Below are 22,998 nucleotides of genomic sequence, written 5' to 3'. Positions count from 1 at the left end.
GCCCCGGGCGGCGACTTCGCCACCGCGGTCGCCATGGCGCTCGGTGCCGAGCTGCCGCTCGCCGCGTTGTGCGGCCGGCTGGCGCTGCGGGCGCTCGGCCGGCGCGCGTGACGCCGACCGCCCTACCGCACACCACGAACGACGATCACGAACCGAATCGATCCACCGGAGAACAGCATGCACCTCATCGCTACGGCCCCCATCGCCCCGATCCCGGCCCGGACCCGCTGGGCGGTCGCCGCCGGCGTCGGCGCCGCGTTGACCGCCGCCTGGTGGCTGGGCGACACGGCGCCCTATCCGTACGCCCAACGCGGCCTCCTCGACGTGCCGTTGCCGTTCCTGACAGCCGACCGGATGGACGCCGTACTGCAACCGCGGCCGGGGGAACGGATGCTGGAGATCGGCCCGGGGACCGGCCTTCAGTCGCTGCACGTCGCCCCGCAGCTCGGGCCGGAGGGACGGCTCGATGTGCTCGACATCCAGCAGGAGATGCTCGACCACGTGATGTGCCGCGCCGGGCGCGACGGCCTGGCGACGATCAGGCCCACCCGCTCGGACGCGCGTGAACTGCCCTACGCCGACGGGACATTCGACGCCGTATACGCCGTGACCGCGCTCGGCGAGATCCCCGAGCCGGATCGGGTACTGCGCGAGGCGGCACGGGTGCTGGCACCAGGCGGGCGGCTGGTGATCGGCGAATTCTTCGACCGGCACTGGATCCCCCTCGGCCGACTGCACCGGCTCGCCGACGCCGCCGGCCTCCACCTGACCGAGCGCCGCGGTCCAAGCCCGGCATACCTCGCCCGCTTCCGACCCTGCGGAGCCGACGGGCCAGGCCACCAGAGCGAGCGCCTCGCCCACAGCGACCGGGACACCAACGACGGGGAGGCGTGAACACCGTACGCAGGACCCGCGGTAGGCCGCTGCAGGAGGCGAGGGAGCTTGGCTATGAATCTCCGGCCCCATCGGAACGAGTTCTGTGACCCCTGCGATCTCCTCGACCGGGCCGAACAGGGCACCCGGTTCCTGCCCCAGCTCTGGCAGACCACCGAGGCCATCCTGATCAACAACCCCGCCCGCCGTCAGCCAGGACGACCTCCCCAGCCTCCACACGCTCGCCGCAGCGCGTCCTGCTGGCGGGCTGAGAGCTTCCCTGACCGGCCATCGGCAGAGACCATGGTCGGTATGGCATAGCGCCGGATGCGCGGTCATGTGGTCGGGACGATGGCCCTGTGGTCGGTGGCGATTCCGTGGAGCGGGCAGGGCTGGGCGGGGTCGCGGGGGCACAGGACCCAGAGCCGGGAGGCCGTTGCCCGGTAGAGGCGGTACGGGGAGGGGGCGGTCACCTCGTCGCGGGTGAAGGGAGTGGTGCCGGACCCGCCGGGGCGGGGGTACGCCTCCAGCGCGCGGTCGACCTCGGTGCCCGACAGTTCGCGTGCCTCGCCGACCGCGTACAGGGCGCGGCCGTGGTACGGCGCGACGGTGGAGTCGAAGACGACAAGACTGACCTGCGGGCGCACGGCGAGATTGCGGGAGTGCCGGGAGTCGGTCTCCGACATCCAGCAGAAGTCCCTGTCGCCTGCCGGGGCGAAGTAGACGGGTGAGGTCCAGGGGTGGCCGTCGGCGTCGGCCGTGCCCAGCGTCAGGTAGAGGTTGGCGTCGATGACGGCCCGCGCGTGGGCCACCAGGCCGTCGTCCGACACAACGTGCTCTTTCACCACAGGAGTCCTCACGGGTCGTACGGATTTCCGCATGTCCATCGGGGCCCACCGGGACAGACCCTAGCGGGCGACTTTGTACCGCAGGTGCAGTACCCGCTCGCCCTGGATGACCACATGCGGGTCCCGTAGCAGCACTTGCCCCTCGATCCCGCCGAAGAAGCGCTTGCCCGACCCGAACACGACCGGCACCACGTCCATCGCCACCTCGTCCACGAGGCCCGCCGCGAGGATCTGGGCGCCGACCTCACCGGCGTTGACGGCGATCGTCCGGTCTCCGGCCAGTTCCCGGGCCTTGTCGATCGCGGCCGTGACGTCGCCGACGAAGTGGTAGGAGGCTTCCGGGTGCCATCCCTCGGGCTTGGGCCGGTTTGACACCACGACCACGTGATCGCCCGCGGGCGGGTGACCCTCCCACCCGTTCACCAGGTCGAACAGGGTGCGGCCCATGACGATCACACCGATCGCCTCCCACATCGACCGTACGTACGCCGCCGAGACGGGCGAGACCCGGAAGGCGGTGCCGGTCGCGGAGTGGTCGTACTGCTGGTCGTCGGCCGGGGTGATCGGGGTGTCCCCGCTGAAGTACCACTCGTGCAGCGGCCCGACCTCGTCGTTGCTGTCGGCGATGAAGCCGTCCACCGACACTACGTTGTGCATGATCACGGTGCCCACGGGGGTTCTCCTCGGAGTCTGTTGCGCCTCTTCCCGATCTTGACGCGTGGGAGGGGGAGGGCGCATGTAAGAAATCAATCGGCGGGCATCGGACCGCTGTCCGGTGGAAAGTCCGGCCGGGCGGGGAAGCGGCGCCGCAGGTCCAGATACTGCGTCGGGGTGAGACCGGTGAAGTCCTTGAATTCCCTGGTGAAATGAGCCCGGTCGAAGTAGCCCGCGCTCTGGGCGAGGTCCGACCAGTCCACCGGCCGACGGGCGTCCACGGACACGATCAGGCGCGCGAAGCGGTAGATCCGCGCCACCCGTTTCGGGGTCACGCCGACGTGCGCCTTGAACTGCGCCGCCAGGTGATTGCCGCTCACCCCGGCGTCGTCGGCCAGCGCTCCGACCGGGATCGCTCCGTACGACGTCTCCAGCCGCCCGCCCGCGTGCCGGACCAGGTCGAGGCCGCGCGGCGGGGACTCGGCGAGCCGCGACCGCAGCTCGGCCTCCACCACCCGCAAGGTCTCGGCGACCGACGCGGCGGCACCGGCCCGATCGCGGATCCGGCCCATTGAGCGGCGCCACACCGCGTCGACCGGCACCCACAGATTGCGCAGCTCACCGGCCGGCACACCGATGAAGGGCGCCATCCCCCACGGCTTGAAGTGCACCCCGACCAGTCGTACCCGTTCCGGGTAGTCGACCAGGAAACGCCTGGTCCACACGCCCATGAACCAGCCATCGGTGAAGACGGCAGGCGGCACCGAAGGATCGGAGTCCCACAACCGGACGGGATCGCCGAGGTGGAGGAACAGGTGAGCCGACGGCATCGGTGGTACGGCTACCCGCCGATGGCGCGGCACGCCGGTCAGGCAGTAGATGTCGTCGATGAACCGGTCGAGCGGTGGTCCGGGCACCCGGCCGATGTATTCCATGAGTTCACCTGCCGGAGTGCGGCAACGTCGCGGTCATCTCCACCGTAGTGTCGGGTGGCGCCGAGCGAGTTGCCCGAGCGGCTTGCTATCGGACCCCGGTGAGATAGTCCGATTGTGAAAGCAGCCCGCGTTCGAGCATGACCAATACGCCAAGCTCTCAGCCCAACGCGTCCTCCCGGCAACCATGCACGATCTTGTGAGGCGACGGCGAAATATTTATGAGTGAAAACGAAAAGACCTGGGGGCATACCCGGAACAACGACCGGATGAGCAGCCAGTGGCCCTTGACATTTCTTCTCCACTTCGCTCCGGCCGCCGCCGAGAGTCCCGGTTGGCCGGAAATAAAAGAAGGCCGAAATTCGCCACGGCACAGAATCGGCCACCTCCGCGTCCCGCGGCGCGGAAGAATGCGAAACGCCGGGTGAACCCCCTCGCGACCAGCGAATGACAACGATGCCGGGTCCAGGAATCGGCCCCCCGGAAGCGCCCCCGTCCAACGCCCGCACCGCGCTGACGTGCACCGGAGCCGCCGTGGAGAACACGGCAGCGGGGCTGGGACTCATGGGTTCACTCGCATGGATTCCGTAGTACTGTCCCCTGTGCCCAGGCCACCCCGCCGATTCTCTCGGAGGAGAACATGGCCACCACAGGTTCGTTTTCCCCGTGGCATCGCCACGCTCCTGAGTTTCTGCACGAGTTCCTGCTCGGTGCGAGCGAAGCCGTCCCCACCAGACCCGCGGTGGTCGAAAGCGCCCCCGACGGAGGTTTTCACACGGTCACCTATCGGGAGTTGGCGGCACACACCGCCGCCAGGACCGAAGAACTCGCCGGCCTCGGAATCGGAGTCGGCGACCGCGTGGCGCTGGAGTCGGACAGCAGTGCCGCCGTCCTCACGTTGCTGATGGCGTGTTCCGCTCTCGGCGCGACCTTTCTCCCGCTGAGCCCGCAGTCGCCTGTGGGCCGCCGGCTCACGATCGTCGGCATGACCGGACCGGCGCTGTATCTGCGGGCCGGCGGCGAGGAACCGCCGGGTCTGCCGGCGTCCACCGGCACCGGCCGCTTCGGCCCCGAGGGGCTGGTGATCGAGCGCGCGCCGGCCCGGCGTGCCCATCACCGCACCGGCGCCGTCTCCACCGACCCCGCCTACGTCGTCTTCACCTCCGGCTCCACGGGCACCCCCAAGGGCGTGGTGATGAGCCACCGCGGGTATCTGGCCTTCTGCCGGGGGATGTTGCGGCATGACATCGTCACCGCCGAGGACCGCGTCGCCAGCACCTCGCCCTTCCAGTTCGACTTCTCCCTGCTGGACGCCGGGCTCGCGCTGGGAAGCGGGGCGACGCTCGTACCGGTGCCGCGCGGACTGCTGCGCTGGCCGCGTCGCTTCGCCCGCTTCCTGCGCGAGGCCGGGGCCACCCAGGTCAACGGCGTCCCCTCGATCTGGCGGCCGCTGCTGCGCCACGAGCCGGCGCGGCTGTCCGAACTCGGCGCGGTGCGGGGCATCCTCTTCTCCGGCGAGCGCTTCCCGCTGGAGGATCTGCGGCTGCTGCGCGGCGGGTTGCCCGGGGTGCGGATCGTCAACTGCTTCGGCAGCACCGAGTCCATCGCCTGCACGTTCTCCGACATCCCCGACCCGCTCCCGGCGGACCAGGCGGACCTCTCCATCGGGCGGCCGCACGCGGGAGCCGAGATCCTGCTGATCGACGACGAGGGCCGGCCCGTGGACGAGCCGGGGGCCGTCGGTGAGATCCACCTGCGCAGTCCCGCGCTGTTCACCGGCTACTGGAACGATCCTGCGGCCACCCGCGCCGTCCTGGTGGCCGATCCGCTCGAACCGCGGTCCGGCCAGCTCGTCTACCGCTCGGGCGATCTCGCCTCCCGCGGAGCCGACGGCGAACTGTACTTCCACGGCCGGGTCGACTCGATGGTGAAGATCCGCGGCAACCGCGTGGAGTTGGGGGCGGTGGAGCACCGGCTGCGCGCGTTCCCCTCGGTGGAGGCCGCCACCGTGCTGGTGGTGCCGCGCGCCGGGGACACGGCCGATCCCGTGCTGACCGCCTTCGTCGTACCGGAGCCCGCCGCCGACTGGGACCCCGTTCAGTTACGGGAGTTCTGCGGGAAGGAACTGCCCGACTACATGGTCCCCGACGAGCTGAGAGCCGTCGACCGCCTGCCGCTCAACCCCAACGGCAAGGTCGACCGGGCACGGTTGCTGGCACTGGTGCTGCCCGGAAAGGAGCGGACGGGGTGACGCGTATCGAACTGACCGGCGCGCGCGGGATATCGCCCAACCTGGCGCTGGACGAGCAGGTCCGGGAGCGCCGGCGGCGCGGCGACACCGTGGTGCACCTGGGATTCGGCGAGTCACGGCTACCGGTGTTCCCGCCGCTGATCGAGCGGTTGGCCGCGGGCGCGGGCCGCAACGCCTACGGCCCGGTCCGCGGCGACCTCGCGGCCCGGCGGGCGGTGGCCGGGTACTTCACCCGCCGCCGCGTGCCGACCGAACCGGACCAGGTGGTGCTCGCCCCCGGCAGCAAGCCCCTGCTCGCGGCGGTGCAGATGACCGTCCGGGGCGACACCCTGCTGCCGCGCCCCTGCTGGAACACGTATCCCCCGCAGGCGCTGCTGGCCGGGAAGGCGGTCTTCCAGGTGCCGATCCCCGCCGACTGCGGCGGGGTGCCGGAACCGTCGGCCCTGACCCGGACCATCGCGCGGGCGCGCGAGGACGGCCGGGACCCGCGCATCCTGGTGCTGGCACTGCCGGACAACCCCACCGGGACGACGGCGTCCTCCGCGCTGATCCGCGAACTGTGCGCGATCGCCCGGGAGGAGGACCTGCTGATCGTCTCGGACGAGATCTACCGCGACCTCCTGCACGATCCGCGGCAGCCCTTCCTCAGTCCGGCCGAGGTCGCTCCTGAGCGCACGGTGGTGACCACCGGGCTGAGCAAGAACCTGGCCCTGGGCGGCTGGCGGATCGGCGCGGCCCGGTTCCCCGAGGGCGACTGGGGGACGGGGCTGCGCGACGCGGTGGCCTCCTTCGCCAGCGAGGTCTGGTCCACCCTGGCCGGTCCGATGCAGGAGGTGGCCGCCTACGCGTTCGCCGAACCCCCCGAACTCCGTGCCCACCTGGCCGAGGCCGCCCGGCTGCACGGAGCGCTGGCCGGTGCCGTCCACCGGATCGTCCGCGCGGCCGGCGCCGAGTGCCGCAGACCCGATGCCGGCTTCTACGTCTACCCGGACTTCGAACCGCGCCGGGAGGCCCTGGCAGCCCGGGGCGTCACCGACTCCGCCACCCTCCAGGACCGCCTGCTCGACGTGCACGGCATCGCCGTCCTCGGCGGCCACCACCACGGCGACGAACCGGGAGCACTCCGCTTCCGGGCGGCCACCAGCATGCTCTACGGCGCGACTCCCGAGGAGCAGTCCGCAGCCCTGCACAGCCCCGATCCGCTCGTACTGCCCCATGTCTCGCGGCTGCTGGCCGCGATCGAAGAGGGGTTCGGCAAGCTCTGCGGCTGAGCCGCCCCCGACCGGAAGGAATGACCGCACGGTGCTCCCGAGCAACGCAAGCGTTCCGCCCGCCCCGGACAGCCCGCCCCGGTTCCACGCCGTCACCTCAAGACACCTGGACGACCTGACCGCCCGCGCCGGCCTGAGCCCCGACCAGCGCCTGGGCGTGCGGGCGGTGGCCGAAGTGCTGCCCTTCCGGGTCAACGACCACGTCGTGGACGAGCTGATCGACTGGTCCGCGGCCCCCGACGACCCGATCTACCGCCTGGTCTTCCCGCAGGAGGACATGCTGCCGGCCGAGGACGTGGCCAGGATCGCGGACCTGCTGCGCAGCGGGGCGCCACGCCGGCAGATCCAGACGATCGCCCACCAGGTGCGGATGCGGCTGAACCCGCACCCCGCCGGCCAGGTGGAGCTCAACCAGCCGGTGGTGGACGGTCAGCAGCTGGCCGGAATCCAGCACAAGTACCGCGAGACGCTGCTGTTCTTCCCCCGCCAGGGCCAGACCTGCCATGCCTACTGCACCTACTGCTTCCGCTGGGCGCAGTTCGTCGGCGAGCCGGAGCTGCGGATGGCGGCCGACAGCGACGAACTGGTCCTGGTGAACTACCTGCGCGCGCACCCGCAGATCACCAACGTGCTCTTCACCGGCGGCGATTCGATGATCCCCAGCGCCGCGGTGCTGAGGCGCTACGTCGAGCCGCTGCTCGCGCTGGACCAGATCGAGTCCATCCGGATGGGCACCAAGGCCCTGTCGTTCTGGCCGCGGAAGTTCCTCACCGATCCGGACGCCGACGATCTGCTGCGGCTGTTCGAGGAGGTCGTGGCGGCGGGCAAGAACCTGGCGCTGATGGCCCACTTCTCCCACCCGCGCGAGCTGGAACCGCCGGTGGTGGCGCAGGCGGTGGCCAGACTGCGCGGCACGGGGGCGGTGATCCGCACCCAGTCTCCGCTGATCCGCTCGATCAACGACGACCCGCGGGTGTGGGAGTCGATGTGGCGCGCCCAGGTGCGGCTCGGGATGGTTCCATACTACATGTTCGTGGAACGGGACACCGGTCCGGTCGACTACTTCGCGGTCCCGCTGGCTCGGGCCTACGACATCTTCCGGGACGCCTACGCCTCGGTCTCCGGCCTCGCCCGGACCGTACGGGGGCCGTCCATGTCGGCCACCGCGGGCAAAGTCTGCGTGGACGGGGTGGTCGAACTCCTCGGCCAGAAGGTCTTCGCCCTGCACATGATCCAGGCCCGCGATCCGGCCCTGGTCGGCCGGCCGTTCTACGCCGCGTACGACCCCGCGGCGATCTGGCTCGCCGACCTCAAACCCGCCTTCGCCGACCGGTTCCCCTTCGACGTCGACGACGCGGCGCAGGAGTCGCTGTGACCGCGGCCCCGGCGATCCGAGCCGAACTGCTGGACTGCTTCCAGAGCAACCTCGCGGTGCTGGCCGACCGTTACCACGGGCCCGGGACCCACCTGCGGCTGGGCGCCGCGCTGCGCCTGCGCACCCGCCCCGGTCCGTACGGCCTGCCCACCGTCGAGCCCTCCCTTGACGAGGCGTTGGCCGACGCCGCGGATCTCCTCGGCCTCGCCCTCGCGCAGAAGTGGCCCGGCGCCGACGGCGACTGGGCGCGATCGCTGCGGGAGACGGCGTGGGTGGTCGCGGACGCCTACCACCTGCCCTGGGTGCCCTACCACGGGCAGCGCCACATCGAGCACAGCTTCCTGGCCGAACCCGACGGCGACGGCGCTCTGGCGGTGACCGACGCGTACCACAACGACACTCCGTGGGGCGCGGCCCGCCCGACGCGGCTGCGCCTGGAACGGGAGGAGCTGGCGGCGGTCCTGGACACCGGCCCGGTCCGGGCCTTCCGGTTCGACCCCACGCCTCTGGCCCCCACGCCGCCGCGTCCCACCCGTCTCGGTCCGTCGCAGGAGGAGGTGCGGGTATCGTCCGCCGAGGCCGACGCCTACCTCCGTCCCTACGCCGAGCATCCGGACCGTGGACCGGCGCTGGATCAGTTCACCATGGAGACCTGGCTGCTGGCCCGGTCACGCCGGCTGCGTGCGGCGTATCTGGCCCAGTGGACCGCGGGGACACCGCAGCCCGTCGAGGAGCACCTCGCCCGCTGGGACGGGTTGGTCGAGTACACGTATCTGACCTCCCGCCGCGTCGCACGGGGCCGGGCGGAGCCACCCGATCTGCTGGCGCGGGCGGCCGAACTCCTGCGCGCCGACCCGGAGGTGCTCTCCGGCGGCGACCGGGGAGCCGGCGATGTCGGGGCGGCCAACGCCGTCGGGGCGGCCGGCGGTGGTCGGCCTTCCCCCGAGCAGGTCGCCTCGACGGTGACCGGGATCGTCGGGCGGGTTCTCGGCATCCGGGAGGTGCCCGCGCCCGACATCGACCTGGCCGGACTCCCCGCCTTCAACTCCCTGCGGATGCTGGAGATCGTCGACCGCCTGGAGGAGGACTTCGCCATCGAGTTCGGCCCGGGGGACCTCCTCCCCGAACGACTGCACCGCATCGTCGACCTGTGCGAACTGGTCGAGCGACGGCTCAATGGCGGCGCCGGGTGAGCCCGACGTCCACACCGACCGAGAAGGGTGCCTGCGCCGTGATGGACGAACGCTTCACCGGGATACTCCGGCCTTTCCTCCCCCACCTGGCCGACCGGCCGATCACCCCCGACACCCGGCTGCGGGAGGCCGGGCTGACCTCCATGCAGTCGATCGAACTGCTGCTCGCCCTGGAGGACGAGCTGGGCGTCGAGCTGCCCGACGAGGCGCTGGTCGAGAAGACCTTCAGCACGGCCGGCGCGCTGTGGTCGGCCGTCGCGGCTCAGGACGGCGGCGCCGATGTCTGAGTTCGCGCGCCCCCGCCCGGCGGCCGGCGGCCGCTTCGCCCAGCAGACCGATCAGGCCCGCGCGGTGGCCGAGAAGTACGCCCAGCAGACGGACGCGGCGGCCGAGTTCCCCGTCGCGGTGCTCGATGAGCTGCGGACCGGCGGCCTGCTCGGGCTGATGGTCCCCACCGAGTACGGCGGTCTGGGCGGCACCCTGGACGAACTGCTGGACGTGAGCATCGCGATGGGCCGCACCGACCTGTCCGCGGCTCTGATCTTCGCGATGCACTGCCAGCAGGTGGCCTGCGTGGTCACCCACGCCGCCCCGCCGCTCGCCGAGGAGCTGCTGCCGGAGATCGCGGCCGGGCGGATGTACCTGGCGTCGGTGACCACGGAACCGGGCAAGGGCGGCCACCTGCTCACCGCGGGCGCCCAACTCTCCGCGGACGAAGCGCAGTCCGGACACCTGGAACTCGACCGGTTCGCGCCGATCGTGACCGGCGGGGCGTACGCCGACGGCTTCCTGATCAGCATGCGCGCCCCCGAGGCGACCTCCGCCGACGCGGTCTCCCTGGTCTTCGCCCGCCGCGACCAACTGGAGATCACCGCCTCCGGGGAATGGGACCCGCTCGGGATGCGGGCCAGCCACAGCGTGGCCCTGCGGTTGACCGGCAGCATCCCGGGGCACCAAGTCGTCGGCGAGCACGGCGAGTTCCGCGCGGTGGTGTTGCAGACCCTCGGCCCGCTGGCGCACCTGGGCTGGTCGGCCTGCTGGCTCGGTACGGCCGCGGGGGCGCTGTCCCGGGTGCTACGGATGCTGCGGGAGTCCGCTCGGGGCAAGGACGGCAAGGACGGGCGGCTCGAGTCGGAGCTGCTGCTGAGCCGGCTCTCCCGGGCCCGGCAGCGACTGGACACCGTCCACGCGCTGCTCCGCCACACCGCCGCCGTGGTCACCGCGGCCGGCGAGGGCGGCACCGATGTCTCGCTGCCCCGCAACCAGTTGCTGATCAACAGCCTCAAGCTGACCGCCTCCGAGGAGTGCCATCGCGCCGTGGAAGACCTGATCGACGCCGTCGGGCTGCGGCACGGCTATCTCAGGAACTCGCCGACCCGACTGGAGAAGGCGCTGCGCGATCTGCGCTCCGCACCGCTCAACTACAGCAACGACCGTCTCCACCAGGCGGACGGCGTCCTCGCCCTGCTCGACGCGGGGGTGTCCTTTGCCTGACGCCCGCGCCACCGCTGTTCCCGCCGGAGCCGTGCCCCCGGTCCCCGATCCCCCAGCCCGCGATTCCCCGGACCCCGATCCCCCGGCCGTTCTTCCCCCGGCCCGCGTCCACCGGCTCCTCAAGAAGCTCGCGGACGCCGGGGAGTTCCGGCGGCTCTACCCGCACCCCGCACCTGGCCGGCTCGACCCGCTCGTCCTCAGGGAACTGCTGGCCGCCGCCGACGCCGAGGGGGCGCCGGGCCCGGTGCTCTCGCTCTGCGTCCACCTGGCGACGGCGGTGCCGCTGCTCGCCGAGGGCTCCCGCTCGAAGACGACCGCCGCGTGCCTGGAGGCCACAATGCGCGGCGAGCGGCTGCTCGCCCTGGCCGCCACGGACGAGGGCGCGGGCTCCGACCTGGCGGCGCTCACCACCACGGTCCGCACGCGGCCCGAAGGGCTGGTGCTCGACGGCGCCAAGCGCTGGGTGACCTCGGCGACCACCGCCGGCGACGCCCTGGTCCTGGCCCGCCGCTCGCCCGGACGGCACTTCACCAACTTCACCTGGGTCCTGGTGCCCCTGGACACTCCGGGGGTCACGGCCGAGCCCGCGGACACCGAGCTGTTCGCCGGCTCCGGGGTCGGCCATCTCCGCTTCTGCGACGTCCGGTTGACGCCGGACCACCTGGTGGGGCGGCAGGGCCGCGGAATGGCGGCCTTCGCCCAGCACATCGCGGTGGAGCGGCTGGCCTCCGCGGGCTGGGCGATCGAACTGTGCCGCAGGATCATCGCCGACACCGACCGGCGGCTGAGCAGCCGCATCGTCGAGGACACCGCGCTGCGCCGGCGGTCCGGCGTCCGCCAGCGCCTGGCCGAGTGCGCGGTCCGCGTCGCCGGACTGCACGCCCTGTGGATGCACCTGCGGGACCGGATCGCCGACCAGCGGGACGGCACCGCGGCAGCCGTCCTCAAGGCCGCGTCGGGGGCGACGGTGGACCATGTGCTCGCCGAGTGCGCTCGGTTGCAGGGCGCCGACGGCTTCGCGCGGGGCGGGGCGCAGGCGCTGCGCGCCGAGGCGGCGGTCTTCGGCATCGGCGGCGGCCCTACCGAGGTGACCCTGGACATCGTCGCCGAGCGTCTGGACGCCGTATTGGACGGGTTGACGCCATGACCGTACCGCCGTCGGTCACGGAGCCGGGCCTGCTGCTCGAAGCCGCCCCGGGCATCTGGGTCGCCCTCCACCAGAGGCGGGTCGCCCTCCACGGCGAGGAGTGGTTCGCCCCCCACCAGGAGCCCGCGCCGTACGCCCCTGCGACCCGGGAGGATCTGGCCGCGGCCGACGGCCTTCCACGGTGGCGGGCCGCCGAACTGCTCGCGGGGCGAAGGCTGTTGCGTGCCCTGCTCTGGGCTCGGTACCCGGAGGCCGCCGGCGCGCCCGTCGTCTACCGGCCCGGTGGCCGCCCCGTCCTGGCCGGCCGTCCCCGGATCGGCATCAGCATCAGCCACGACCAGGGGGCCGTCGCCGTCTGCGCGGCGCTGGACCGCGCGGTCGGCGTCGACGTCCAGCACGTCCCGGCGGCGGTCCGGCCCGCCCTGCTGCGCCGCTGTGCCCAGGGCCGCGCCGAGGAGTGGGCCCGGCTGCCGGCCGGCCGCCTGACCACCGAATTCGCCTGGCTGTGGACGGTCCAGGAGGCATGCGTCAAGGCCGAGGGCAGCGGCTTCGCCGGGCGGCCCTGGCAGGTCCGGGTCCGCCCGGCGGCGCGGTCCGGCAGTTGGGGCCGCTACACCTGGGTGTCGCTGCGCGACCGGACCCCCCTCCCCCTGAGCGTCGCCTACGGCGCACCGGCCCCGTTCCCCCACGAGCCCGCGGAGCAGCCATGACTCAACAGCGCGGCATGTACGAGTGGTTCGCCGACACCGCGCGCCGCCACCCCGCCGCGGTAGCCCTGGAGGTCGGCGGCCGACCCTGGAGCTACGCCGAACTCGACTCTCTGGCGGGCCGATTGGCCGATGCTCTGCACGCGGCGAACCCCGGCCGGCCGCCGCGGCGGATCGGGCTGCTGGCCTCCCGTACCCCGCACGCCTACGCGGGCTATCTAGCCGTCCAGCGGCTGGGCGCGAGCGTGGTGCCGCTCAACCCGGCCTTCCCGACGGCCCGCAACGCGGCCATCGCCAAGGCGGCGGGGCTCGATCTGGTCCTCGCCCAACCCGACCACTCCACAGCCCAGTTGGGCGCCCTGCTGCTCTCTCCCGACCTCGACTCCCTCCCGCCCGCCCGCACACTGTCGGCCCTCGCGGCGGGCGCACCCGGACCGCGGGACATCGGCTACGTCCTGTTCACCTCGGGATCGACCGGCTCCCCGAAGGGCGTCCCGATCCAGCACCGTTCTGTCGACGCCTATCTGAGCCACGTCATCGACCGCTACCAACTGGACGTCGGCGCACGGCTGTCGCAGACCTTCGAGCTCACCTTCGACCTCTCGGTCTTCGATCTCTTCGCGGCCTGGGGATCGGGGGCGACGCTGGTGGTTCCGGGCCCCGACGACGTCCTGGCGCCCGCCCGCTTCGTCGCCCGCGAGCGGCTGACCCACTGGTTCTCCGTGCCCTCGGTCATTTCCTTCGCCCGGCGACTGCGGGCGCTTGCCCCCGACAGCATGCCGTCACTGCGCTGGAGCCTGTTCTGCGGCGAGACGCTCACCCTCGCCCAGGCGAGCGCGTGGCAGCGGGCCGCGCCGCACAGCGTGCTGGAGAATCTCTACGGCCCCACCGAACTCACCCTGAGCTGCACCGAATTCCGGATGCCCGCACCGGGCGGGCACGCCGGGACGCCCGCCGCAGACACCGGCACGCCCAACGACGCCGGGCCGGGCGGCGCCGTACCGATCGGCGCCCTCTATCCCGGCCTGGAACACCTGGTCGTCGACGAGGACGGCCACGAGGCCGACGAGGGAGAGCTGTGCGTACGAGGCGTCCAGCGCTTCCCGGGCTATCTCGACCCCCAGGACAACATCGGACGCTTCCTGCGCCGGGAGCAGGGGCGTACCACCGTCGTCGAACGGGCCGATCCCCCCTCGGACGACCTCTGGTACCGCACCGGGGACCGGGTGCGCCGGAGCCCGGACGGGCTGGTCCACCTGGGCCGGCTCGACCACCAGATCAAGATCCGCGGCTACCGCGTCGAACTCGGCGAGATCGAGGCGGCGTTGCGCGCGGTACCGGGCGTCAACGAGGCGGTCGTGCTGCCACTCGACGGCGCCGCCGGGCAGGAGCGGCTCGCTGCCGCCTGTACCGCGCAGTCCGGCGCCCGGCTCGACCCGGACACCCTGCTGGCCGGGCTACGGGAGCGGTTGCCCGCCTATATGGTGCCGGTGGCCGTCAGCGTCCGTCGTTCCTTCCCCTACAACACCAACGGAAAGATCGACCGTACGGCGCTACGCGAAGCGCTGGCGCGGAACCCCTGATGAGCGCGATGAGGAAAGGCCCCGCCATGAACGTGGAGCCCGGCCAGGCCAGTCGGCGAGCCGCCGCACCGGCGGACGTACCGGAGGGCGCCGATCGAGCGGGAGTGCCGGGAAGCGTGCCGGCCGTGGCGGGCGTGGTGGTCTTCTCGCTGACCTTCCCGGCCACCGCCTGGGCCCTGGAGGGCATGGGCCCGTGGACGGTGACCACCGTGCGCGCCGTCCTGGCCGCGGTGATCGCGGGTGGCTGCCTGCTGGCCCGGCGCGTCCCCCTCCCCCGGCGCGCGCACTGGGCCGGACTGGCCACCGTGGCGGGCGGGTTGATCGTCGGATACCCGCTGCTGACCACGCTGGCGCTACAGACCGCCACCTCCACCCACGCCGCGGTGATCGCCGGACTCCTGCCGCTGACCACCGCCGTCTACGGCACCGCGCGGACCGGGGTCAGGCCGCCGCCGGTGTTCTGGGCCGCCGCGCTGACCGGGGCCGCGGTGGTTGTCGGGTTCGCGTTCCAGCAGGGCGGCGGGACGTTCTCGGCGGCGGACCTGTACCTGTTCGCGTCACTGCTGGTCGCCGCGGCGGCGTACACCGAGGGCGGGCTGCTGGCCCGAGCCATGCCGGGCTGGCAGGTGATCGCCTGGGCCCTGATGATCTGCCTGCCGCTGATGGCCGCCGGCTCGGTGGCCGCCCTGCTCGCCGACCATCCGCACCCCACCGCGCGCTCGCTGATCGGCCTGATCTGGCTGGGCGCCGGGGCGCAGTTCCTCGGCCCGCTGGTGTGGTACCGCGGGATCGCGGCCATCGGCATCACCCGGGCCAGCCAGATCCTGCTGTCCCAACCGCTGCTCACCTTGATCTGGTCGGTTCCGATGCTGGGCGAGCGCCCGCCGGTGATCGCGGCCGTCGCCGCGGTCGCGGTGCTGGTGTGCATCGCCGTCACCCAGCGGGCCGGCCGATGAGCGAGGACTCCGGGCTGCTCATGACCCTGGGCCGGCGCAGCGGCCCGCTGGACACCGTACTGATCCACCCGGCTGGCGGCGGGCTCGGCCAGTACCTCCGCCTGGCCCGGCGACTTGCCCGGCACGGAAGGGTCTACGGCATCCGCGCCGCGGGTCTGCTGCCCGGTGAGCGCCCGGAGCGGAGCGTCCCCCGGATGACGGCCGCCTACCGGGAACTCCTCGACGCACTGCCCCGACCGCCCGCGCTTCTCGTCGGCTGGTCGCTCGGCGGCGTCCTCGCCTGGGAGTTGGCCGCGGAGGCCGCAGCCGGAGCCGGAGCCGAGGCCCAAGGGACCGCCGGGGGTGCGCCGCCGCCCGCCGTCGTCATGATCGACAGCCACCCGGAACTGGAACCGGACAACGCGCTGTTGCGCTCCCACCCGCTCGACAGCATCGAACACTCCGTCAACGGACTGTCCTCGGGCCTCGATCCGGCGCTGCTGCGCTCCACCGCGTCCGCCCATCTCACCGCCGCGCGGACCCATCGCGTCCGACAGCGCAGCGACACCCCCACACTCCTGCTCGCCTGCGCGAGCCCCGACCGCGAGGCGCAGATCGCCCGCTGGCGCTCGCTCGCCACCCACCTCACCGTACGGGACCTGGACTGCGGCCACTTCGACGTCTTCACCCCGCCCCACCAGGACGAACTACTGAGCCACATCCAGCCGTTCATCGACGGTCTCACCGCGGCACGCTGATCGGCTGGGCGATCCGCGCCGGCGCTGGTGGCAACGGCCGCGAGCGGGGTCGGGGCCACCACGCCCGTTCTCATCACCCGCGGCTCATTGCCGGGGACGAGCCAAACCGTGCTGCCCGCCAGGTCAAGCCCCGGTCTTACGTGGGTCATCGCGGGCTGTGCGCGTCGGGCGGATGACGGGGTAGGTGCGACGGGACACCTATCGGAGGCGACGCCATGCGGCTCGACGACTGGCTGCTCACCCCCGGTGAGCGCGGCAATGACGCGACCATGCTCGACGTACGGGACGGCACCGGGCACGCCTGGTCGCGGGGCAACGAGGTACGCCCCTTGGTCCACGGCGCCGCGTACTTCGGCGCACTGCTCGCCGCGATACGTGGTCAGCGAGCCGGTGATCTGCTGATGTTCACCGACTGGCGGGGCGATCCCGACGAATTGATGGCGGGGGCGGGGACCGGGATCGGCGAGGTGCTGTGCGATGCCGCGCGCCGCGGGGTGGTCGTCAAGGGACTGGTGTGGCGCTCGCATCTGGACCGCCTCCAGTTCAGCGAGAGCGAGAACCGCCATCTCGGCGAGGAGATCGAGGCCGCGGGCGGGGAGTGCCTGCTCGACATGCGGGTGCGCCCAGGCGGCGCGCACCACCAGAAATTCGTCGTCCTGCGGCACCCGGACCGGCCGGAGCACGATGTGGCCTTCGTCGGCGGCATCGACCTGTGCCACAGCCGCCGTGACGACGCCGACCACGGAGGGGACACCCGGGCGGTGCCGATGTCGGCTCCGTACGGGCCCACTCCGCCGTGGCACGACATCCAACTGGAGGTCCGCGGACCGGCCGTCGGCGCGATCGAGGCGACCTTCCGCGAGCGCTGGGAAGATCCCTCTGCGCTCAGCCGCAGCCCGCTGAACCGGCTGCGTGCCCTGGTCACCCGCGAGGACACCGTGGCCGACCCGCTGCCGCCTCAGCCGCCCGACCCCGAACCGCGCGGCACCCGGACCGTGCAAGTGCTGCGTACCTATCCGGCGCGCAGGCACGCCTACCCCTTCGCGCCGGGAGGAGAACGCAGCATCGCCCGCGCCTACGACAAGGCGTTGGCGCGCGCCCGGTCGCTGATCTACCTGGAGGACCAGTACCTGTGGTCGGCCCCGGTGGTATCGGCCTTCGCACGGGCCCTGACCGTGCGTCCGGGGTTGCGGATGATCGCGGTGGTGCCCGCGCATCCGGACCAGGAGGGCCGGCTGACCACGCCGATGAACCTGCTGGGGCGGATCGAGGCGCTTCGGTCACTGCACCGGGCGGGCGGCGGGCGCTTCGCGGTCTACAGCCCGGAAAACCACGCCGGGACACCGGTGTACGTCCACGCGAAGGTGTGCGTCATCGACGACGTATGGGCCGCGGTCGGCTCCGACAACATCAACCGCCGCTCCTGGACCCACGACTCCGAGCTGAGCTGCGCGGTGATCGACGAGACCCACGACGCCCGGGAGCCGCGCGATCCCGGCGGCATGGGCGACCGCGCCCGTGCCTTCGCCCGCGATCTGCGCCTGGAACTGGCCGCCGAGCACCTCGACCACGACGATCCCGACGCGCTCTGCGACCCGGTCGCCGCCTTCGACGCCTTCGCCCGGTCGGCGGCCGGACTGGACGCCTGGTACGAAGCCGGCCGCCGTGGCCCGCGCCCGCCCGGCAGACTCCGCGCGTACTCCACCCCCGTACTGTCACGCGCGTCAGCCGCGCTGAGCACACCGCTCCAGCGGCTGATCGCCGACCCCGACGGACGGCCCCGGGCGTTGCGCCGCCACGACGTCTACTGAGATCCGCCGGCCGCCCGGGGGCTCAGGACGGCGGCCGGGCCCGCCGGGGTGGGTTCCTTTCGGCGGGGTAGGCGTCCCCGGCGACGCAAGGCGGACTGGCGCGCCATGAGGGAGAGTCAGCTGATGCAGTTCGACGATGATGCCGCACTGGACACCTCCGAGGTTCAGGACAATCGGGGTGGGGCCCTTGGCGGCATACCCGGTGGCGGAAAGACAGTAGGCGGTGGGGTGATCGGCCTGCTGGTCGTGATCGCCTCGGTGGTGTTCGGGGTCGACCCGGGTCTGCTCAGCTCGGACGGAACATCCGGCAGCGCCGCCCGATCCGGTGGATCCCAGGGCACCGCGGCCGGTGACCTGGCGGCGGAGTGCCGGACCGGCGCGGATGCCAACAAGAAGGAGGACTGCCGGATCGTGGCCGTGGTCGACAGCGTGCAGGCGTTCTGGAAGCAGACGGAGACGGCCGCGGGAAAGTCCTACGCCCAGGCCCCGACCTGGCTGTTCACCGACAGGGTCAACACCGGGTGCGGTGAGGCGACGTCGGAGGTCGGCCCCTTCTACTGCTCCGCCGACGACAAGGTCTACCTCGACCTCGGGTTCTTCGACGAGCTCAGCGGCACCTACGGAGCCAAGGGCGGCCCCTTCGCCGAGGCGTACGTCATCGCGCACGAATACGGGCACCATATCCAGGACCTCAGCGGCACCATCTCCCGCGGCAGCGGTCAGGGCGAGAACAGCGGCTCGGTGAAACTCGAGCTCCAGGCGGACTGCTATGCCGGGATCTGGGCCCACCACGCCACCACCACACCGGATCCCCAGAGCGGAAAGCCGCTGATCACCGATCTGACCCAGGCCGACATCAATCTGGGCCTGGACGCGGCCGCCGCTGTCGGCGACGACCGGATCCAGCAGAAGTACCAGGGCAAGGTCACGCCGGACACCTGGACCCACGGTTCGGCGGCGCAGCGCCAGCAGTGGTTCAGCAGGGGCTACAAGTCCGGCACTCTCGGGGCCTGCGACACCTTTGCCTGAGGACGCGCTGAGTGCGGGCCGACTTCCCGCAGGAACGCACATCAGGCACCGATCGGGGGAGCGGCCGACCTCACGGGTACCGCCGGAGGCCCTGTCTCCGTGCGCGCCCCAACCGAAGATCACCCGGCCGGGAGACCACCCTCGATGGCGCGACTGCTTCTCAGGTATGGCGCGACCTGTCGGGACATGCGGTCGACGTCGGGGCGGAGTCCGGTGATGAGGGCGAATGCCTCTGCGGCCTGGAACACGCACATGCCGACGCCGTTGAGCGTTGGCAGGCCCCGGGCGGCGGCTTCCAGGAGCAGCCGCGTGCGCAGGGGCATGTAGATCACGTCGGCGACCCAGTGGTGTGGCTGGAGCAGGGTCACGTCGAGAGGCGTTCCGGGATGTGCGGCCATGCCGACGGCGCTGGCATTCACCAGGCCGTCCGCCGCGGGGACAGCGGTGGCGAGCGTGTCCGGTCCGATGGAGGCGGCCCGACCGGCGCCGAATCTTCTCTCCAGGGCAGCGGCAAGGTCGGCGGCCCTGTCGCGGTCGGGGTCGTGGAGCAGCAGTCGCACGACGTCTGCGCGCAGCAGCGCTTGTGCGACGGCCGCGCCGGCGCCGCCCGCACCCAGTTGCACGACCTGGTGGCGGGCCACATCGGGAAGGCCCTGCCGGAAACTCCGTGAGAAGCCGATGACGTCGGTGTTGTGCCCGATGCGGCGTCCATCGCGCAGGACGACCGTATTGACCGCACCGATTTCGGCAGCCTCCGCCGACAGTTCGTCCAGTTCGGACAGGACGGCCTGTTTGAAGGGATGCGTGATGTTGAGGCCGGCGTAGCCGCTGTCTTCGGCGTGGGCGATCACCTGTCCCAGGTCTGCGGTCCGGGCGTCGGTTTCGATCAGGACGTAGGACAGTGCTATGTCGTGGTGCGCGCCTTCGGATTCGTGCAGCACCGGGGACAGCGACGCTGCGATGCCGGAGCCGATCAGCCCGTATGTGAACGATTTCATGACGCCCGGTCCTCCTTCCCCGTGGGATCAAACCGTCGTGATGGGGGCGGTGCTCCGCTCCGCTTCCGGGGTCGCGACGGGCGCGGCGGGACGGGCCCCGCCAGGTCTTCTCGGTATCAGCGGGCCGGTGACCGTAGACGGTCCGGAGACGGCCAAGGTGCTGAGCGCGGCGTGGTCGGGGGAGAGCGAGCAGGCGGGGTCGGCGCGGGTCGCGTCGCCGGTCAGGGCCAGCGCCTGGCACCGGCAGCCGCCGAGGTCTTCGTCACGGTGCAGGCAGGTGCGGCAGGGCTCTTGCATCCAGTCCGTGCCTCGGTAGACGTTGAACGTTTCAGACCGGGACCAGATCCAGTCGAGCGGGTGATCACGGACGTTGGGCGGGTCCAGGTTCGGCAGGGATGCCGCCGCCGGGCACGGCAGGACGGTGCCGTCAGGGGCGACGGTGAGGGAGACCGAGCCCCATCCGCCCATGCACCGCTTGGCCACGCCCTCGAAGTAGTCCGGCAGTACCCAGACGATCTCGGTCGTGCCCGCCAGCCGCTCTCGCCACCGCTCGACGCTGGCTGCGGCCGTCGCGAGTTGCGCGCGGGTGGGCATCAGGGCGGTGCGGTTGAGCAGTCCCCATCCGTAGAACTGTGTGTTCGCCAGTTCCACGCGCTCGGCGCCCCAGTTGACGGCGAGTTCGATGAGGCCGTCCAGCGCGTCGAGATTGCGGCGGTGCAGGACGACGTTGACACCCAGCGGGAGGCCGGACTCTCGTACGGCCGCGGCGGCTCGCTCCTTCGCGTGGAAGGACCGGGTTCCCGCGATCAGATCGGATGCCCGCTGGTCGGAGTGCTGGACGGACAGTTGGACGCTGCGCAGACCCGCGTCGGTCAACGCCGCCAGACGGCTGCCGTCCAGTCCGAGGCCGCTGGTGACGAGTTGGGTGTAGACGCCGGCTTCCGAGGCCGCGGCGACCAGGACGTCCAGGTCCCGGCGGAGCAGCGGTTCTCCTCCGGACAGGTGCGTTTGGACGACACCGAGGTCGGCGGCTTCGCGCAGGACCCGCACCCAGGTGTCCGTGGACAACTCCTGGGAACGCCGAGTGAGCTCGACGGGGTTGGAGCAGTAGCCGCACTGGAGCGGGCAGGAATGGGTGAGTTCGGCGAGGAGCGCCCAGGGGGCGGGTGGCCCGGTCGTCATCGCATCCACCTCTTTCGCCTCAGGTCGTGAAGGAAAGCGGTGGCCTCGGCCTCGACGGGCGCTTCGGGGTAGTGCGCGAGCAGTTCCGCCACGATCGTCCGTACGCTGCGGCTTCCGTCGCACAAGGCGATGATCCGCGCCGAGGCGCCTTCGAGGACGACGACGCGTTCCGGGAGCAGAAGCAGGTCCTTGGCCCGCTTGGCCTCGTGGTGGAGTACGACGCCGGGCGCGAGCCGGGGCCGCCAGGTGTCCGGTTCGGCACCGGGGTCGGGATCGGGATCGGGATCGGGCAATGTCATCGCGCCACCTCGTACGAACCTGTCTCGTGGAAGCTCGCCTCGTGCGAACCCGCCTGGTCGATGCTGGTGAGCAGGGACCAGAGCACATCGCACTTGAAGGACAGCGCGCGTACCGCTCTGTCCTGTTCTTCGGGTGTACGTGCCCACTGCCGGACCCACTCCAGGGCCTCGGATCCGTCCCGGCGTCCTTGGGGTACGCGGCTGTGGAAGTAGGCGAGCCCGGCGGGCTCGATCCATCGGTAGTGGCGCGTGAAGGCTTCGATTCTGGTCACCATGAGGTCGGGCGCGGACAGTTCGGTGAGCGAGGAGGCGACCGCCTCAAGCACCGGTCGCAGGCGGCAGAAGTTGACGTAGCCGTCGACGGCGAACCGCACTCCCGGCAGGACCGAGTCGCCGTCGGCCATCGAGCGGCGGTCCAGTCCGACGGCTTCGCCGAGCCGGAGCCACCGCTCGATGCCGCCTTCTCCCTCCCGCGTGCCGTCGTGGTCCTGTATGCGGCGCAGCCATGCGCGGCGCATGGCGGGGTCGTCGAGTTGGGAGACGATCAGGGCGTCCTTGATCGGGATGTGGCGTTGGTAGTAGAAGCGGTTGGCGACCCAGGTGCGCAGTTCCGACCGGGTGAGCGACCCCGCGTGCATGCGGACGTTGAAGGGGTGGCGGTCGTGGTACCGGCGCCGGGCGACGTCGCGCAGGCGTGCCTCGAGGTCGTCCGCGACGGGCACCGGCGCCGACTGGGTTGATGCCGTGGTCATAGGGAGATCACCATTCCGTCCTGTGCCGCCTCCAGGCCGTGCCGTCGGAGCTGCTCGTGCTGTGGCGCGTCCGGGTCGACCAGCGGGTTCGTGTTGTTGAGGTGGGTGTAGAGGCACCGGGCGGCCGTTCCGGACAGCCGCTCGGCGGTCCCGCCGTCCCCGGTGATCGGAAGGTGCCCCATGCCCCGAGCCGTGCGGGCGGAGAAGCCGGCGCGCACCGGCTCGTCGTCGTCCCAGAAGGTGCCGTCGAGCAACACGCAGTCACAGGTGGCGAGTTGCGTGGCGAATTCCGGGCTCCAGCGGGCCAGGGCAGGAGCGTAGAGGGCCGTGGCCCCGCCGCCGGGATCGGACAGGCGCAGCGCGGTCACCCATGGAGCGCCGGCCTCGCCGTCCGCCGCGTAGCGGGGTCGTTTGTCGGACAGCGGTACGGCGGTGACGTCCGTCCCGCACAGGGTCAGGGTCGCGCCGGACCCGGTCAACGGCAGGTCGCGCCATACGAGATCGGTGTAGGGCGCCAGTACGGAGTCCAGCCGCAGCCGTTCCCGCAGGGCCCAGCGCACGGGTTCCGTCGCATGGATTTCGATGCGGGACGCTTCGCGGAGCCTGGCGATTCCCAGAGTGTGGTCGAGTTCCGCGTCGGTGAGGACGATGGTGACGACCGGCGTACGGGGTCCGGCCGGTCCGGGGCGAAGGCCCGGGTGTGCCTCCATCTGATCGGTGATGTCGGGGGTGGCGTTGACCATGAGCCAGCCGTCCTCGCCCGGACCTGTGACGGCGAGGGCGGCGTGGCGGCGGCGCCAGTGCGGGTGGGTGCGTGCACCGGAGCATCCGGTGCACGCACAGTTCCACTGAGGGACCGCTCCCCCCGCCGCCGTACCGAGAACGTGCAGCAGCATGGCGTGGTGG

Annotated in this window: 22 protein-coding genes; 14 read left to right on the top strand and 8 right to left on the bottom strand. The window is 71.9% G+C overall.

Going from position 1 to position 22,998, the window contains the following annotated elements:
* Positions 1-177: 177 nt before the first annotated feature.
* The gene (locus tag BGM09_RS06645; RefSeq protein WP_188280482.1) at positions 178-894 is read left to right on the top strand and encodes a class I SAM-dependent methyltransferase; all 717 of its coding nucleotides are present in this window, start codon (positions 178-180) and stop codon (positions 892-894) included.
* A gap of 314 nt (positions 895-1,208) precedes the next feature.
* On the opposite strand, the gene BGM09_RS06640 is transcribed toward BGM09_RS06645, so the two are convergent.
* The 3 genes from BGM09_RS06640 to BGM09_RS06630 all read right to left on the bottom strand — a co-directional run bounded on the left by BGM09_RS06640 (position 1,209) and on the right by BGM09_RS06630 (position 3,310).
* Entirely contained in the window at positions 1,209-1,718 is a 510-nt protein-coding gene (locus BGM09_RS06640) for a pyridoxamine 5'-phosphate oxidase family protein (protein WP_317452570.1), read from the bottom strand.
* A 63-nt stretch (positions 1,719-1,781) separates the two neighbouring features.
* Complete coding sequence (locus BGM09_RS06635) at positions 1,782-2,393, bottom strand: dihydrofolate reductase family protein (protein WP_188280481.1); 612 nt, start codon at positions 2,391-2,393, stop codon at positions 1,782-1,784.
* 74 nt (positions 2,394-2,467) lie between these two features.
* Positions 2,468-3,310, bottom strand: a complete 843-nt coding sequence (locus BGM09_RS06630) for a helix-turn-helix domain-containing protein (RefSeq protein ID WP_188280480.1) — start codon at positions 3,308-3,310, stop codon at positions 2,468-2,470.
* A 637-nt stretch (positions 3,311-3,947) separates the two neighbouring features.
* Here BGM09_RS06630 and BGM09_RS06625 point away from each other — a divergent pair.
* The 13 genes from BGM09_RS06625 to BGM09_RS06565 all read left to right on the top strand — a co-directional run bounded on the left by BGM09_RS06625 (position 3,948) and on the right by BGM09_RS06565 (position 18,861).
* Positions 3,948-5,558: an AMP-binding protein gene (locus BGM09_RS06625; RefSeq protein ID WP_188280479.1), complete on the top strand. Its 1,611-nt coding sequence runs from the start codon at positions 3,948-3,950 to the stop codon at positions 5,556-5,558.
* Entirely contained in the window at positions 5,555-6,829 is a 1,275-nt protein-coding gene (locus BGM09_RS06620) for a pyridoxal phosphate-dependent aminotransferase (RefSeq protein ID WP_317452569.1), read from the top strand. Before BGM09_RS06625 ends, BGM09_RS06620 begins: the two co-directional genes overlap by 4 nt.
* 31 nt (positions 6,830-6,860) lie before the next feature.
* Positions 6,861-8,204, top strand: coding sequence for a KamA family radical SAM protein (locus BGM09_RS06615; RefSeq protein ID WP_188280478.1), 1,344 nt, complete (start codon positions 6,861-6,863; stop codon positions 8,202-8,204).
* Complete coding sequence (locus BGM09_RS38780; RefSeq protein ID WP_188280477.1) at positions 8,201-9,397, top strand: acyl carrier protein; 1,197 nt, start codon at positions 8,201-8,203, stop codon at positions 9,395-9,397. Before BGM09_RS06615 ends, BGM09_RS38780 begins: the two co-directional genes overlap by 4 nt.
* 41 nt (positions 9,398-9,438) lie before the next feature.
* Entirely contained in the window at positions 9,439-9,684 is a 246-nt protein-coding gene (locus tag BGM09_RS06605; RefSeq protein ID WP_188280476.1) for a phosphopantetheine-binding protein, read from the top strand.
* Positions 9,677-10,891 (top strand): acyl-CoA dehydrogenase family protein, encoded by a 1,215-nt coding sequence (locus BGM09_RS06600; RefSeq protein ID WP_188280475.1) that lies wholly within the window; start codon positions 9,677-9,679, stop codon positions 10,889-10,891. Before BGM09_RS06605 ends, BGM09_RS06600 begins: the two co-directional genes overlap by 8 nt.
* Positions 10,884-12,038 (top strand): acyl-CoA dehydrogenase family protein, encoded by a 1,155-nt coding sequence (locus BGM09_RS06595; RefSeq protein ID WP_188280474.1) that lies wholly within the window; start codon positions 10,884-10,886, stop codon positions 12,036-12,038. Before BGM09_RS06600 ends, BGM09_RS06595 begins: the two co-directional genes overlap by 8 nt.
* Positions 12,035-12,748: a 4'-phosphopantetheinyl transferase family protein gene (locus tag BGM09_RS06590; protein ID WP_223186415.1), complete on the top strand. Its 714-nt coding sequence runs from the start codon at positions 12,035-12,037 to the stop codon at positions 12,746-12,748. Before BGM09_RS06595 ends, BGM09_RS06590 begins: the two co-directional genes overlap by 4 nt.
* The gene (locus BGM09_RS06585) at positions 12,745-14,328 is read left to right on the top strand and encodes an AMP-binding protein (RefSeq protein ID WP_188280473.1); all 1,584 of its coding nucleotides are present in this window, start codon (positions 12,745-12,747) and stop codon (positions 14,326-14,328) included. The genes BGM09_RS06590 and BGM09_RS06585 overlap by 4 nt, the downstream gene beginning before the upstream one ends.
* Complete coding sequence (locus BGM09_RS06580; RefSeq protein ID WP_188280472.1) at positions 14,328-15,284, top strand: DMT family transporter; 957 nt, start codon at positions 14,328-14,330, stop codon at positions 15,282-15,284. Before BGM09_RS06585 ends, BGM09_RS06580 begins: the two co-directional genes overlap by 1 nt.
* Positions 15,281-16,021 carry an alpha/beta fold hydrolase gene (locus BGM09_RS06575; RefSeq protein ID WP_188280471.1) on the top strand — a complete coding sequence of 247 codons (741 nt, stop codon included), beginning with the start codon at positions 15,281-15,283 and terminating at the stop codon, positions 16,019-16,021. Before BGM09_RS06580 ends, BGM09_RS06575 begins: the two co-directional genes overlap by 4 nt.
* Before the next feature lie 215 nt (positions 16,022-16,236).
* Entirely contained in the window at positions 16,237-17,832 is a 1,596-nt protein-coding gene (locus BGM09_RS06570; protein WP_188280470.1) for a phospholipase D family protein, read from the top strand.
* Positions 17,833-17,955: 123 nt separating this feature from the next.
* Entirely contained in the window at positions 17,956-18,861 is a 906-nt protein-coding gene (locus tag BGM09_RS06565) for a neutral zinc metallopeptidase (RefSeq protein ID WP_188280469.1), read from the top strand.
* A 119-nt stretch (positions 18,862-18,980) separates the two neighbouring features.
* On the opposite strand, the gene BGM09_RS06560 is transcribed toward BGM09_RS06565, so the two are convergent.
* From BGM09_RS06560 to pqqB, 5 genes are read right to left on the bottom strand one after another with little or no spacing between them, the layout of a single operon-like run.
* Complete coding sequence (locus tag BGM09_RS06560) at positions 18,981-19,859, bottom strand: shikimate dehydrogenase (protein ID WP_188280468.1); 879 nt, start codon at positions 19,857-19,859, stop codon at positions 18,981-18,983.
* A 27-nt stretch (positions 19,860-19,886) separates the two neighbouring features.
* Positions 19,887-21,041: a pyrroloquinoline quinone biosynthesis protein PqqE gene (gene pqqE, locus BGM09_RS06555; protein ID WP_188280467.1), complete on the bottom strand. Its 1,155-nt coding sequence runs from the start codon at positions 21,039-21,041 to the stop codon at positions 19,887-19,889.
* Positions 21,038-21,340 (bottom strand): pyrroloquinoline quinone biosynthesis peptide chaperone PqqD, encoded by a 303-nt coding sequence (pqqD, locus tag BGM09_RS06550; RefSeq protein ID WP_188280466.1) that lies wholly within the window; start codon positions 21,338-21,340, stop codon positions 21,038-21,040. The genes pqqE and pqqD overlap by 4 nt, the downstream gene beginning before the upstream one ends.
* A complete protein-coding gene (gene pqqC / locus BGM09_RS06545) occupies positions 21,337-22,092 on the bottom strand; it encodes a pyrroloquinoline-quinone synthase PqqC (RefSeq protein WP_188280465.1) in 756 nt (251 codons plus the stop codon). Before pqqC ends, pqqD begins: the two co-directional genes overlap by 4 nt.
* Positions 22,089-22,988, bottom strand: coding sequence for a pyrroloquinoline quinone biosynthesis protein PqqB (gene pqqB / locus BGM09_RS06540; protein WP_188280464.1), 900 nt, complete (start codon positions 22,986-22,988; stop codon positions 22,089-22,091). The genes pqqC and pqqB overlap by 4 nt, the downstream gene beginning before the upstream one ends.
* Between the last annotated feature and the right edge of the window lie 10 nt (positions 22,989-22,998).

The organism is Streptomyces sp. CBMA29 (genome assembly GCF_014596445.1).
In the GTDB taxonomy this organism is placed as follows: Bacteria; Actinomycetota; Actinomycetes; order Streptomycetales; family Streptomycetaceae; genus Actinacidiphila.
This window is presented reverse-complemented; position numbering and strand designations above follow the sequence as displayed.